Source organism: Pseudomonas sp. SMV7 (assembly GCF_052041995.1).
Classification (GTDB): Bacteria; Pseudomonadota; Gammaproteobacteria; order Pseudomonadales; family Pseudomonadaceae; genus Aquipseudomonas.
The window spans coordinates 529,715-543,387 of record NZ_JBKGGT010000001.1 but is presented as its reverse complement, the minus strand read 5'-3'; the positions used below and the strand labels follow the sequence as shown (position 1 = coordinate 543,387).

Below are 13,673 nucleotides of genomic sequence, written 5' to 3'. Positions count from 1 at the left end.
CCCTTGAGCTATCAGTCGGTACTCAGTACACCACGGCGTACCTGGTCACGCTCGATGGATTCGAACAGCGCCTTGAAGTTGCCCTCACCAAAGCCATCATCGCCCTTGCGCTGGATGAACTCGAAGAACACCGGGCCGAGCAGTGTTTCCGAGAAGATCTGCAACAGCAGGCGCTTGTCGCCTGGCTGCGAGGCACCATCGAGCAAAATACCCCGTGCCTTCAGCTCATCGACTGGCTCGCCATGGCCAGGCAGGCGTTCTTCCAGCATTTCGTAATAGGTTTGCGGCGGTGCCGTCATGAAGCGCATGCCAAGGCCTTTCAAGGCATCCCAGGTCTTGAGCAGGTCATCGGTCAGGAAGGCCACGTGCTGGATGCCTTCACCGTTGAACTGCATCAGGAACTCTTCGATCTGCCCGGCGCCCTTCGAAGACTCTTCGTTGAGCGGGATGCGGATCATGCCATCCGGTGCGGTCATGGCCTTGGAGGTCAGCCCGGTGTATTCGCCCTTGATATCGAAGTAGCGGATTTCACGGAAGTTGAACAGTTTTTCGTAGAAGCCGGCCCAGTACGCCATGCGCCCGCGATAGACGTTGTGGGTGAGGTGATCGATGATCTTCAGGCCGGCACCCACCGGGTTACGGTCCACACCTTCGATGAACTTGAAGTCGATATCGTAGATCGAGCTGCCCTCTTCGAAGCGGTCGATCAGGTACAACGGTGCACCACCGATACCCTTGATGGCTGGCAGGCGCAGCTCCATCGGCCCGGTTTCGATTTCCACCGGCTGGGCGCCCAGCTCCAGCGCACGGGCATAAGCCTCATGGGCGTTGCGCACGCGGAACGCCATGCCGCACACCGAAGGGCCATGCTCGGCGGCGAAGTACGAGGCGATGCTCTTGGGTTCGTTGTTCAGGATCAGGTTGATGCCACCCTGGCGATACAGGTGCACATCCTTGGAGCGGTGGGTAGCCACCTTGGTGAAGCCGAGCATCTGGAATACCGGCTCGAGTACGCCAGGGGTCGGCGAAGCCAGTTCAATGAATTCGAAGCCCATCAGGCCCATTGGATTGTCAAAGATATCAGCCATGTTCGTGTCCTCATCTGCAGCGAAAATTTATAGGTTGCGCGGGATGTCGAACAGAACTGGCGGTGAGCAGGGAATTCCACGCACGCTGCGGGCGAGGAAGTCACCTATGATCAGCTTGAACCCATGGTATGTCATATGGACCATTCTCGGCGGGCTTGATCCTTCGCCATTGAAGGACCTTATTGTTGTATTCGTAAATCGATTCTACAGGGCGTAAAAACGTTTGTCGCGTTTTAGTTACTCGTGGGTGCCGACAAACGGCTATCCTCTCGTTATTGTTCCTGCAGATCAGTCAGTATGCCCCTTACCGCCAAACGCCGCGCCGGCCTTACCTGGCGCACCCTGCTGCCCTGGGTCGTCGGCGCGCTGCCGGTGATAGGCGGCCTGGCCGTGATGAACTGGCAGATCGAACGTGAAATGCAGGCCAGCAGCCAAGCCACCACCCGCCAGGTGGTGGCGCATGTCGAACGTATTCTCGACAACCTGGCCAGCGCTGCCGATGCCCTGCTGCCGCTTGCCGGCAGCCCATGCCAGCAGGCCAAGCTCAGATTGCGCGCCGAAGTCACGCGCAACGCCTTCGTTCGCTCGACCAACCTGGTCAGGCACAACACCCTGTATTGTTCCTCGCTGTTCGGCGACTTCGACGAGCCGGTCAACGCCGGCGACTACGCCGACGGCAAGTTATGGCTGATGGATGGCAACTCGGTCACCCCGGGCCACCCGCTGCTGGTCTACCGCGTCAGCAAGGGGGACCAAGGCGCGATCAGCACGGTGGACGGTGAGCACCTGCTCACGGCGCTGCGCCTGATCGGCCCTGACGAAGTGCTGCAGCTTCGCGTGGGCAATGCCTGGCTGGGCAAGGATGGCATCGTACGCCAGGGCCAGCCACCTGCCGCAGCCAAGGCCAATGTGCAGTTTGGCTCGACACGCTACCCGTTCAGCGTGCAGGGTGGCTATGGCAGCGACAGGCAAGGCCAGCTCTGGCGCAGCCACTACCCCGCCCTGTTCGGCTTGCTGCTGGTGCTGGGTACGGTTTCTGCGCTGGTGTGCCGCTGGCAGATACGCCGTATCACCTCGCCCCGTGCCGAACTGCGCCGTGCCCTGGAGGCTGACGAATTCCTGCCGTATTTCCAGCCAGTGGTACGCAAGGGTGACTACCGTTGGGCCGGCGCCGAAGTGCTGATGCGCTGGAACCACCCGCAGGAAGGCCTGGTGAGGCCCGACCTGTTCATCCCCTATGCTGAACACAGCGGGCAGATCGTCGCCATGACCCGCGCCCTGATGACCCACACTGCGCAGAGCCTGGCGCCCTATGTCGGGCTGCTGGACGACGGCTTTCATATCGGCATCAACATCACCGCCGACCATTGTCGCGACTTCAGCCTGCTGGACGACTGTCGTACCTTCCTCCAGCATTTCCCGCCTGGCCGGGTGGTGCTGACCCTGGAGCTGACCGAGCGCAAGCTGATCGAGGCCACGCCAGTGACGCTGGAACTGTTCGAAAAGCTGGACGCCATGGGGGTGAAAATTGCCCTTGACGACTTCGGTACCGGCCAGTCCAGCCTCAATTACCTGCGCCAGTTCAAGGTCGACTACCTGAAGATCGACCAGAGCTTCGTCGCCATGATCGGTGGTGACGCGCTGTCGGTGCATATCCTCGATACCATCATCGAGCTGTCGGCCAAGCTGGGCCTGGGCATCGTCGCCGAGGGCGTGGAAACCGAAGCCCAGCGCGACTACCTGGCACGTCACCACGTGGACTACCAGCAAGGCTACCTGTACGCCAGGCCCATGCCGGCGGCCGCGTTCCTCGAAGCGCTGGCTGCACATGCGAGCGCATCGCGGTTGCCGCAAGCTGCGCCCCCTGAGATCATGCGCGGCTGATCCAGTCGCTCAACTCCCAATTCGAGGCATTCGTGTCAAAAGGCATTTTCTCGTCGGTCATGGCGTCCTGTCTGTTCGCCGTGATGTACTTCTATACCTCATTGCTGTCGCCACTCGATGGCGAGGAGATCTTTGGCTGGCGCACCCTGTTGACCCTGCCTTGCCTGACCCTGTTCATGCTTGTCTCGAAAGACTGGAAGCGGGTCGGCGAATTGCTTGCCCGGGTAAAGCGCACGCCGCTGCTGGCACTGGGCATGCTCGGCACCTCATGGCTAATGGGTGTGCAACTGTGGCTGTTTCTCTGGGCGCCCCTGCATGGGCGCAGCCTGGAAGTGTCGATGGGCTATTTCCTGCTGCCATTGGCCATGGTCCTGACCGGGCGGCTGGTGTATGGCGAGCGGCTGTCGCGCCTGCAAAAGGTGGCGGTGGCCTGTGCCGCGCTGGGCGTGGGCCACGAGCTGTTCCAGCATGGCAGTTTCGCCTGGGAAACCCTGGTGGTCACGATCGGCTACCCGATCTACTTCGTCTTGCGCCGGCGTTGCCGTACCGACCACCTGGGCGGCCTGTGGTGCGACATGTGCCTGTTGTTGCCATGGGCGTTGTATTTCGTTATCCAGGGCCCGCTGTCCGCTGCCGACCTGCAGGCCCACCCCGGCCTATATGCATTGATCCCGGTCCTTGGTGCAATCAGCGCCTCGGCGCTGATTGCCTACGTGCTGGCCAGCCGTTTGTTGCCCTTCAGCCTGTTCGGCCTGCTCAGCTATGTCGAACCGGTGCTCCTGGTAGGCGTGGCTTTGCTGCTCGGTGAAACCATCGGCCCGGACCAATGGTTGACCTACCTGCCAATCTGGGCCGCGGTGCTGGTGCTGATCCTCGAAGGTATCAGGCACCTGCTGCGCCAACGTCGCCGTTCGGTGTAAGCCGAACCTGGCGCACACGCCGTTCTTCCACCGCCTCCACGGTCAGCGTCCAGCCATTCCAGGCCAGGCGATCACCTACCACCGGCAGGCGGTCAAGCAGGCTCATCACCAGGCCCGCGAGGGTCTGGTAGTCCTCGGTGGCGCGGGCGCTGAAACCGGTGCGCGCCTGCACCTGGCTCAGGTTCACCGCACCGCTGACCACGAAGCCCGTGCCGTCCTCGACGATGCCCGGCCCTTCAACCTCGCTGGCATCGGGCAGTTCACCGGCAATCGACTCGAGGATGTCGGTCATGGTCAGCAGGCCGGTAAAGTCACCGAACTCGTTGACCACGAAGGCAATGTGGGTGGACTGGCCACGCATCTGTTCCAGGGCGTTGAGGATGCTGAAGCTCTCCAGCAGGTTCAACGGTGCCCGTGCCATGCCTTCCAGGTCCGGCTGGTTGCCTGCCAGCAGTTCCTTGAGCAGTTCCTTCTTGTGCACGAAGCCCAGCGGCTCGTCCACCCGGCCATCACGGATCAACGGCAGGCGCGAGTACGGCGAGTTGGCCAGGGCCTGGGCAATGGCCTCGGCCGGCTGCGCCAGGTCGATCACATCGACCTCGGCGCGGGCGGTCATCAGCGTGCGGATCGGCCGCTCGGCCAGGTTCAGCACGCCACTGATCATCACCCGCTCGCGGCGGTCAAACACGACCTGCTCCCCACCGCCGTCGACCAGGTCGGCGATCTCTTCACCCACCTCGTCAGCCTCGACCCGGCGGCCACCCAGCAGGCGCAGCACGGCATGCGCAGTACGCTCGCGCAACGGCCGATGCTGCTGCAGGCTGCGCTTGCGGCGGGCACGGGCCAGCTGGTTGAACAGCTCGATCAGGATGGAGAAGCCGATCGCCGCGTACAGGTAACCTTTCGGAATATGGAAGCCCAGGCCTTCGGCGGTCAGGCTGAAACCGATCATCATCAGGAAGCCCAGGCACAGCATGATCACCGTGGGGTGGGCGTTGACGAAGCGGGTCAGCGGCTTGCTGGCGACAATCATGATGCCGATCGAGAAGACCACCGCGATCATCATCACCGACAGCTGTTCGACCATGCCCACCGCGGTGATGACCGCGTCCAGCGAGAACACTGCGTCGAGCACCACGATCTGCGCCACGATCGGCCAGAACGCGGCATGCCGTACCGCGCCGCTGGCCTGGGCCACATGGCCTTCCAGGCGTTCATGCAGCTCCATGGTGGCCTTGAACAGCAGGAACACGCCGCCGAACAGCATGATCAGGTCACGGCCGGAGAAGCTCTTGTCGAACACCTCGAACAACGGCGCGGTCAAGGTGACCATCCAGGAAATGCTGGCCAACAGGCCCAGGCGCATGATCAACGCCAGGCTCAGGCCGATCACCCGCGCGCGGTCGCGCTGATGCGGCGGCAGCTTGTCGGCGAGAATGGCAATGAACACCAGGTTGTCGATACCCAGCACCAGCTCGAGGACGATAAGCGTCAACAGGCCCAGCCAGGCCGTGGGGTCGGCTAGCCATTCCATTAGCGGATACTCATGTGGGCAGCGTCACGAGGACGGGGGAAGGGAGGCCGTGTAGGCCGGGAACTGGGGGGCTCCGCGAAGGTGCTCATATAGACCTTGATTGCAAGTAGGGAACAGGATCGTACAGCCTGAACAAGCAACCTCGATAACGGAAAACTATTACAAAACCTGTAACAAGCCCGCGGACGCGAATGCGCTGGGCACTGGGTACTTTTCTTCAATATCACCGCCTGTCGATAGCCGAGCATGACAACCCTCCCCTAGCAAACGGAGCTCCGCATGAGCCTGTCCTTGTCCATGGCCGCCTTCGCACTGGCGGCTTCGATTTCCCCCGGCCCGGTCAACATCGTCGCGCTGGGCAGCGGTGCCCGCCATGGCCTGCGCGCCAGCCTGACCCATGTGGCTGGGGCCACGCTGGGCTTCTGCCTGCTGCTGGTGCTGGTCGGCCTGGGTGTGCACCAGTTGCTGTTGCGCTGGCCGCTGCTGGGCTTGCTGCTGCACTGGGGCGGTGTCGCGTTTCTGCTGTACATGGCCTGGAAGCTGGCTGGCGACGACGGGCAACTGGGCAGCGCGCACCTGCTCCGGGCGCCTTCGGCGTGGCACGGTGCCGCAATGCAATGGCTCAACCCCAAAGCCTGGCTGGCAGCGGTGGCCGGCGTCGGCGCCTACACCGGCGGTGAGCAACAGTTGCTGTGGTTGTTTGCCTGGATCTACGGACCGATCTGCTTCCTCTCGGTAGCCAGCTGGGCGTGGGCAGGCAGCGTGATCCGGCAGTACCTGGGCGACCCTCGGCACCTGCGCCTGCTGAATCGGGGCCTGGCGGTGTTGCTGCTGGTCAGCGCAGCCTGTCTGCTCATGCAAGGTCAGCAAGCGGCAGCCTTGCGGTAATGCCCGGGGGTCGTCGCCAGGTGCTGCTTGAAGGCCCGCTGCAGGTGCGCCTGGTCGGCAAACCCGGCCTCCTGCGCAACCTCGGCAATCGCCCGCCCTTGGCGCAACTGCGCCCTGGCCAGTTGCACGCGCTGGTCGAGCAGGTAGCCGTGCGGTGTCAGGCCGAAGCGCTGGCGGAACGCCCGGATCAGGTACGAGCGTGACAGGCCGCAGGCTGCACAGATGTCTTCCAGGCTCAGCGGGTCGCAGCGATGGGCACGTATGAAGGCTGCCGCGGTGTCCAGCCGCGGGTTACCGGCGTCGTGCACGTCGGCACTACCAGCCTCGAGCAGCGACGGCAACGTGGCAAACAGTGCCGCCAGACGGTCTTCCCGGTCTGCCAGGCTGGCGTCGAAAAGGTCGGCGAACAGCTGCAACAGCCGTCGGTACAGCGCTGGCGAGCGGCTCCAGGCCTGGGACGGCAAGGTAAAACCCTGTGCCTGCAGCCAGGGCATATCGACGAACAGCATCAGGTACGACCACGGTTCCCCTGCGATGGGATTGCAGGCATGCACCACGCCTGGGTTCATCAGCACCGTGGTACCGGCCTCCACCTCGATGTGCCGGTCGGCGTTCCGGTAGGTACTGCGCCCTCCGGTGATCACCCCGAGGGAAAAGCTCTCGTGGGAATGCGCGGCATAGCACACCTGGCGCCCGTCCCCTACCCGTCGGGCTTCGACGAAGGGCAACGCCGGATCGCGCCAGAACCTTGATACTTCGATCATTCCCCGCCTCGCTCGCCGCAGTCATGCATCCGGATACTACACACTTTGCCGAGGGAACAGGTCGAGCGTCCGTTCCACTTCGCCGATATCAATGCTGAAACCATCGCCTTCCGGGGTCCCGACCACGAAGCCGAAATGCTGGTCGTCACGGTCCGTCAGGTACTTGTAGTAGCTGACGAACCGGTTCGGCGGCTGCAAAGTCAGCAGACAACCGCCGGGTTGCAGTACGTTCACGCCATGCACCAGCTGGCTACCCTCCACCCCCATCACCACCCTCGCCCCGGCGCAGGCCGCCACAATAGCGGGTACATCGCACTTCAGCGGATTGACGATGCGAAAGCCGCGGCTGGCCCGCAAGTGCTCGGCCAGCGCCAGCTCATTGCGCAACAGGCGCAAGTCGCCATCGCCCCCGCGCAGCAGGAACACGCCAGGGTGTGGCGCATGCGCCACGTGGGCCAGCAACTTGTCGCCCATGGCCCGGTAGCGGACATGCCGGCTGCGGTTGTTGCCCTGGTCATCGAACAGCACCAGTTCGCGAAAGAACGCGCTGCGCAGGCGCAGCGGTTTCATCTCCAGCCAGTCTTCATAGGCCGGCACCTGGGGATACAACGGGAACCTCGCCGAAGGCGCGGTGGTCACCGGTACGCCCTCGTTACAAGCCAGTGCATAGGTCGGGCAGTCTTCCGTCATCCAGTTGCCGAACCAGGTATTGCCGTTCTGCGTGCAGTAGATCGCCGCGCGATCGACTTCGTGGTCCACGCTGATGGTCGGAAAGGTGCTTGGCTTCAGCGACAGCCAATGGCTGGCCCTGCCCTTGTACAACGCCCCCTCGACCAGCCATACATCCTTGAGCAGGTAACCGCGGGTAGGCGCTTGCTGCATGCTGATGCCGCCCTGCATGGTCGGGCCCGGATGCACGTACGGATAAAAGCGCTTGCCCTCCCAGCCGGTCACCCGCTCCAGCTGGCCTGGCAGGTAGAAGGCCGATGGCGAGACCGTGAGCTCACCAGGAGCGATCTCCCAGCGCTTGGCCGCCACGCTCCTGAGGTCGATGTTGCTGCGCCTGCCCAACCGTTTGCGCAGCATGTAGCGGTAGGCAGCCAGGGTCCAGGTGTGCTGCCGGGCCAGCGGCGATGCACTGAACTGCGAGATGTCGCTGTCCATGAAGCGTCCTCCCTTGGTGACGAAGCCAAAAGCCTGGCACGGCGCGGCCGGCCAACGCAGCCTCGGCAGCTTTCAGCTGCACATGACCCGCTCCAGGGTGGGCGGTGACTGCAGGTTGGCGTAACGATTGCGCAAGGTTTCCAGGAATGACTCGCCCGCGCCGTTACGGCCATAGAGATAGATCTTGTGCACGCCGCCAAACACCATTTCCTGATAGCGGCTGGCCACTTCCTCGTCACTCGGGCCGTCGGGCAGCCCCAGGTGCAAGGTGAGTTTGTCACCTTCCACCGCAAACATCGGTGTGTCCCAGAGAAACTTCGCCGTGCCGGTCCTGGGCAGGCGGACAAACAGATAGGCATGGTTGCCCAGCGAATCGATATCGCCGCCGCGACGGCGCTTCCATTTCAACAAACCGTCATCCGGGCGCGCCAGGCAAAGGCCGATATCGTAGTAATCAAACCCCTTCTCCAGTGCCCACTCCAGCGCCATGAACGTGGTGATGGAATTCACCTCGCGCAACTTGCGCGCGTCGGAGAACACCGCCTGGCAATAACCGAAACGCAATGTGCTCCAGTAACGTTTGCCACCACGCACTACCTCGCAGCCCAGATGACAACCAATCACCTCGTCACCACAGGTGATCAGGTCGAGCCGGCCGACGCTTCTGGCGATACGAAACACTTCCGCCGTGGGAAACTGTGCCGCATGAATACCCTGCCTGGCGCTGGCATACGGGCGCAGAAGATCACGGTCGGCCATGGCGATCTCCTCGTCCGTCAGGGCCTGGCGCATGCGGTATAGCGGGCGATGCTTGCGAATGCTCCGCCTGAGTTCGCTGTCGTAGCGCGCCGTGATGTCCTCCAGCGCACGGCCCAGCGGCACCACCGCGCTCAGGTAGTGCGGTACCGACAATGCTCCTGCCGTGGGCATTTCGCTGACCACCACCACATGGCTGGCCGCCGTCGTCGCGCTCGTGCTGTCAACGATCCCGGCACTGCCCTGGCCCTTGCCGGCGATCAGCAGCTTGGCCATCTCCCTTTGCTGCTTGCGGCCGACATAGACAATTTCGTACGGGCTTTCCTGCTGCAGGCGGAACCTGGCAACTTCCCAGCGCCAGAAACAGGCACGCGCCAGCACTTCGCGCACTTGGCTGGCCAAGTGTCTCATTTCGTAGCGTATCGAGGGCGACAGGTGTTTTCGCGCCAATGCCGTCAAGGTCGCTTTCATTTCTGCTTCGACGTCCTTCGATGTGCACTTGGTCTATCGGAAAAGAACAATTGTTGTTACCGGATACGCGCGCTTCAGTCACAAAGCCGACTATCGATTCCATTTAAGGTGCCCATAAACCGTTTCGCAAGCAGCACCCTGATTGCATTTCCCGACGCCTGTGCAAGCGCCTGCAACGGTTCATGGCGCCAAATTTCCTGCCACGGTGACGCTTCTGGATACCTGCCGTTCCCGCGTTATCCCGCTACCACTTGGCAATCGAGAAATAACGTTTGATGCCTTCTTTGCCTAGAAGGAGCATCGTCATGCGCGCCAGCAACCCCCATCAATCCATGCTCGAAGCGCAACTGCCGCACTGGGCCCACCACGCGACAGCCGAGCAGTGGGCCGCGTTACAACGGACCCAGGCCACCCCATGGCAGGCACAGGACTGGTTCGCCAATTCTCCTCCAGACCTGCGCCAGGCCGTGCACACCAGCAGCACGCGCCTGCTGCAAGCGCAAGCAGCCCTGGCCCACGCACTGAAAGGCCTGAAACAGATCACTGAATTCGCTGAACCCTTGCTCCAGGAGCGCCTGGCCGAACAAGGCATTCACGCGCCCCCGCGCACCGCCGAGCTACTGCGGGTCGAACGCAGCTGGCATTGGGTCGGCCTGCGCTATCTCTATCGTCATCAGCGCCATAACCTGCTCCAGGCCGCCCTGCAGAACTTCGCCGACGACGAGGCGTTCACCCCCGAGAGTGCCGTTGCCCTGAGCAGCAACATCCAGGTGACGACGGTTGAAGTACAAGGTTCGGTAACATTGGGCATGCAGGTACCCGCGGCCCACTTTCCGCTACAGTCCGAGCGTTACCGGGTGGAGCGCCTGCCGCTGGTACCCGCCGCCTTCGCCACACTGTGCCGTGACCTGGACCTGGGCGGTGCGTACCAGGCCCACCTGGAACACTACTTCGCCCGGCCCGCTACCCGCGCGCTGGCCATCCAGGTGCAAAAGAACCGCTTGCGCCTGGCCGCCGACCTTGCCTACCTGCGGCATCTGGTCGATGGCAGCACGCGTGATCAGGTCGAGCGGCTGTTGCAGGGTGGCGAGGTGAAGTGCTGGCAGCTGGCGCTGTTCGGCATCACCCTGCACGACGTCATGCTGATCGACGCCGGCCGCGCGGGGCTGGCGCTGTACCTGCCCGGCCATGACCCGGCACTGCGCCAGTGCCACAACCTGGACGCGGTGCACGAGGCACTGGCGACCTTGCTGCTGGAAGCCGATGCCCGCCAGGCATTCACGGCCTACATCAGCCAGGACCAGCGCGCGCAGTTTCTCGACCTGCTGCAGCAGAACCTCGACGCTGCCGGCAACACAGCCTTCGACCGCACCTGGCAGCGGGCCGCGCACGCAGACCTGCGCCCCACACGCCTGGCCTTGGCGGCCGAGCCTTTCGGCCACTGCCAGGACCTGCACCTGGCCCGCCTCAGGCACGAAGCCAGCCTGCTGGCGGTGCCGACCGCCGCAGCCGATGCCAACGCGCGGGCCAGACGCCTGGAGGAATGGGCAAGCCTTGGCCTGGATGTACTGAACATTGCCGGGTTCTTCATTCCGTCTGTAGGTACCCTGATGCTGGCCGTTACGGCCTGCCAACTGCTTGGCGAAGCCTTCGAGGGCTACGAGGCCTGGCAGGAAGGCGACCGCCACCTGGCACTGCGCCACCTGGAGGCCGTCGGGCTGAACCTGGCCCTGATAGGCGGCTTCGCGGCAGCGGCCAAGGGCGTACCCAAGCTGTTCAACAGCCGGTTGATGGAAAGCCTCCAGCAGGTACGCGGCAGCGATGGCCGCTACCGGCTCTGGAATGAAGACCTCACCCCCTACCGCAGTGCCGTGCTGCTGCCGGAGCATCTGCGGCCCAATACACTTGGCCAATACCGCTACGAGGGTCGCCATTTCATCCGTATGGACGGCCATCTCTTCGAACAACGGTTCGACAACGACCTGCAGCAATGGCGGGTCGTTCACCCGCAGACGCCGGATGCCTGGCAGCCACCGCTGACGCACAACGGCGAAGGTGCCTGGCGCGGCCAGCATGAACAGCCCGGCCAGTGGCCATTCGCGAAGCTGGCGCGCCGGCTTGGCGAGGCATACACCGCGTTCACGCCAGACCAGCTGGCCCAGGCAGGCCGCCTTTGTGGCATCGACGCCGCGCGCTTGCGCCGGGTGCACCTTGAGGGCCAGCCGGCGCCTGCGCTGTTGCTCGATACCCTGCAACGCATGGCGGCACAGGCCGAAGTACAAGCACTGGCGAGCAAGGCCCCGCCGGGGCTGTTCGACAGGCTCTACAACGGCAGCGCGCCCATCACCCCGTCGTTGCAGCAACTGCTCGAGGCCTACCCGCGGCTTCCCCCCGCCCTGGCCAGGCGTTTGCTGGCAACGCTGGGCCAGGCCGAAACGCTCGCCTGGCAACAGCATGGTCAGTTACCTGCGTACCTTCGCCAGACGCTGGAGCAGGTGCACAGCGACCTGCCGCTGGTACGTGCGCTGGAGGGTGTGCTTCAGCCAGCCCGGGCCAGCAGCGATAGCGAACGCCTGCTATTCAGTGCCCTGGATGCCATGCCTGAATGGCCCGCAGACTTGCGCCTCGAGTTGCGCGGCGCCAGCCCCGAAGGCCCGCGACTGGAGCATGTCGGCAGCGGTCAGGCGCGCACACTGTGTCGTGTGATCAAATCCGCCGAAGGCTATGAGGCCGACCTGGGCGAACGTCCTGTGCCCGCCGCGCGGAGTCCGGACCTGTGCCGCGCCGTGGAGCAGGCACTGCCGCGCTCGCAACGCCCGGCGCTGGGAATCACCACGGACGATGGCAGCGCACTGCGCCAGCGGGTACTGGACTGGGCCGACCAGCACAGAGCGACATTGGCCCAACGGCTCTGGGGCCAACAAGCGTTGCTGCGCAGGCCCAAAGGCAGCTTGCAGGGCGGTCGCCCGCTTGACCCCGAACCACCGCGGCCGCGCCTGACAGGCTCGCTGGTCGGGGCTTATCGCCGCCTGTACCCGGACGCCACCGATCAGGAATTCGAAGCCTGGCTCGGCAGCGATGAGGACAACCCGAACCTGTATGACATGCGCTCGCCCAGCCAGCGGCTGCATGACCTGCAACAGCGTCTGGATACCCTGCGCCGCGACCTGCAGGAATGGGCCCGCCCGGACCCGCAGCGCCCCCACCAGAGGCACCGGGCCATCCGCCCCATCCTCAATGCCTGGCGGCGGTTGTCGACCGTTTGGTTTGAAGGCGGAGAGCGTCTGCACAGCCTGGACCTGTCCGGCCTGGACCTGGACAACCAGGCCCTGGCCAGCCTGGCCTTGCCCGATGACTTCAGCCACGTGGAGCACCTGTGCCTCAGCAACAACCGGGCGCTCAGCCAGTTGCCAGCCGAATTCCACGAACGCTTTCCCAACCTGAAACGCCTGCTGCTGATCGACTGCCGGTTCGACACACTGCCGCACCTGGGCAACCCCTCCCAGCTCCACTGGCTGGACCTGGAAGGTAACCGCATCACTTGGGATGCCAATGCCCAGCAGGCCCTGAACCGCTGCACAGGGCTGGCAGTTCTGGACCTGTCGGCCAACCCCTTGCTGGAGGCACCGGACCTGCGCCAGCTGGGTAATCTGAGAACGCTGTTCCTGAACGACTGCATGCTCAGCGAATTGCCACAGGGCCTGGACCTGGTAACCACGCCGGTCATCCTCGACATTGGCCGCAACCAGCTGCTGCGGCTGCCAGACGGTTTCAACGTGCCTCGGCCAGTCGCAGACGCCTTGCGCCTGGAAAGCGACTGGTTGGGTGCTACGGTACTTGCCCAGATCGAAACCTACAACGCCATGCACCAGGTGGACCTGCTGGTGTGCGAAGGTGACTACCTGGAATTCTTCGAACAGACCGGCCCGGCCGAAGCGGCGCTGTGGCAGCGGTTACCGCTGCAGTACCGCCGCGATCTCCGGCCCTTGCTAGAACTTGAACCATTCCTGTCGCACCCGCGACAGGCCCGTGCAGAGTTCTGGCGACGCCTGGCCCTGATCGACGCAGAACCCGCCCTGCGCCAGCAATGGTTGACGCACCCGCCGTACGACCTGTTCAACCTGCCGCTTTGACATGGCCCGGGTGCCTGCCTGAACAACAGGCAGGCACTTGCGGCCAGCTTGGGCCAGACTGGTGTTTTTCC

General features: G+C 63.7%; 9 protein-coding genes. 4 read left to right on the top strand and 5 right to left on the bottom strand.

Annotation, left to right across the window (positions count from 1 at the left end):
• Positions 1 to 11: 11 nt before the first annotated feature.
• Positions 12 to 1,088, bottom strand: a complete 1,077-nt coding sequence (hppD, locus tag ACLEJP_RS02680; RefSeq protein WP_440804376.1) for a 4-hydroxyphenylpyruvate dioxygenase — start codon at positions 1,086 to 1,088, stop codon at positions 12 to 14.
• A 297-nt stretch (positions 1,089 to 1,385) separates the two neighbouring features.
• Between hppD and ACLEJP_RS02675 the strand changes: the two genes are divergently transcribed.
• Positions 1,386 to 2,972: an EAL domain-containing protein gene (locus ACLEJP_RS02675; protein WP_440804373.1), complete on the top strand. Its 1,587-nt coding sequence runs from the start codon at positions 1,386 to 1,388 to the stop codon at positions 2,970 to 2,972.
• A gap of 32 nt (positions 2,973 to 3,004) precedes the next feature.
• Positions 3,005 to 3,892 carry an EamA family transporter RarD gene (rarD, locus tag ACLEJP_RS02670; protein ID WP_440804370.1) on the top strand — a complete coding sequence of 296 codons (888 nt, stop codon included), beginning with the start codon at positions 3,005 to 3,007 and terminating at the stop codon, positions 3,890 to 3,892.
• Here rarD and ACLEJP_RS02665 read toward each other — a convergent pair.
• The gene (locus tag ACLEJP_RS02665; RefSeq protein WP_440804368.1) at positions 3,855 to 5,426 is read right to left on the bottom strand and encodes a TerC family protein; all 1,572 of its coding nucleotides are present in this window, start codon (positions 5,424 to 5,426) and stop codon (positions 3,855 to 3,857) included. The two genes, rarD and ACLEJP_RS02665, sit on opposite strands and share 38 nt — an antisense overlap.
• 279 nt (positions 5,427 to 5,705) lie before the next feature.
• Between ACLEJP_RS02665 and ACLEJP_RS02660 the strand changes: the two genes are divergently transcribed.
• On the top strand, positions 5,706 to 6,314 hold the full coding sequence (locus tag ACLEJP_RS02660) for a LysE family translocator (protein ID WP_440804366.1): 609 nt from the start codon (positions 5,706 to 5,708) through the stop codon (positions 6,312 to 6,314).
• On the opposite strand, the gene ACLEJP_RS02655 is transcribed toward ACLEJP_RS02660, so the two are convergent.
• From ACLEJP_RS02655 to ACLEJP_RS02645, 3 genes are all read right to left on the bottom strand, one after another.
• The gene (locus tag ACLEJP_RS02655; RefSeq protein WP_440804364.1) at positions 6,290 to 7,078 is read right to left on the bottom strand and encodes an AraC family transcriptional regulator; all 789 of its coding nucleotides are present in this window, start codon (positions 7,076 to 7,078) and stop codon (positions 6,290 to 6,292) included. The two genes, ACLEJP_RS02660 and ACLEJP_RS02655, sit on opposite strands and share 25 nt — an antisense overlap.
• Positions 7,079 to 7,114: 36 nt before the next feature.
• Positions 7,115 to 8,242, bottom strand: a complete 1,128-nt coding sequence (locus ACLEJP_RS02650; protein WP_440804362.1) for a glycosyltransferase family 61 protein — start codon at positions 8,240 to 8,242, stop codon at positions 7,115 to 7,117.
• 72 nt (positions 8,243 to 8,314) lie between these two features.
• Entirely contained in the window at positions 8,315 to 9,469 is a 1,155-nt protein-coding gene (locus ACLEJP_RS02645; RefSeq protein WP_440804359.1) for a hypothetical protein, read from the bottom strand.
• A 305-nt stretch (positions 9,470 to 9,774) separates the two neighbouring features.
• Between ACLEJP_RS02645 and ACLEJP_RS02640 the strand changes: the two genes are divergently transcribed.
• On the top strand, positions 9,775 to 13,602 hold the full coding sequence (locus tag ACLEJP_RS02640; protein ID WP_440804357.1) for a dermonecrotic toxin domain-containing protein: 3,828 nt from the start codon (positions 9,775 to 9,777) through the stop codon (positions 13,600 to 13,602).
• Positions 13,603 to 13,673: the final 71 nt, after the last annotated feature.

Excerpts from the sequence above, each read along its gene's own strand:
- hppD (WP_440804376.1), bottom strand. The coding sequence starts at position 1,088 with ATGGCTGATATCTTTGACAATCCAATGGGCCTGATGGGCTTCGAATTC.
- ACLEJP_RS02675 (WP_440804373.1), top strand. The coding sequence starts at position 1,386 with ATGCCCCTTACCGCCAAACGCCGCGCCGGCCTTACCTGGCGCACCCTG.
- ACLEJP_RS02665 (WP_440804368.1), bottom strand. The coding sequence starts at position 5,426 with ATGGAATGGCTAGCCGACCCCACGGCCTGGCTGGGCCTGTTGACGCTT.
- ACLEJP_RS02660 (WP_440804366.1), top strand. The coding sequence starts at position 5,706 with ATGAGCCTGTCCTTGTCCATGGCCGCCTTCGCACTGGCGGCTTCGATT.
- ACLEJP_RS02655 (WP_440804364.1), bottom strand. The coding sequence starts at position 7,078 with ATGATCGAAGTATCAAGGTTCTGGCGCGATCCGGCGTTGCCCTTCGTC.
- ACLEJP_RS02650 (WP_440804362.1), bottom strand. The coding sequence starts at position 8,242 with ATGGACAGCGACATCTCGCAGTTCAGTGCATCGCCGCTGGCCCGGCAG.
- ACLEJP_RS02645 (WP_440804359.1), bottom strand. The coding sequence starts at position 9,469 with ATGAAAGCGACCTTGACGGCATTGGCGCGAAAACACCTGTCGCCCTCG.
- ACLEJP_RS02640 (WP_440804357.1), top strand. The coding sequence starts at position 9,775 with ATGCGCGCCAGCAACCCCCATCAATCCATGCTCGAAGCGCAACTGCCG.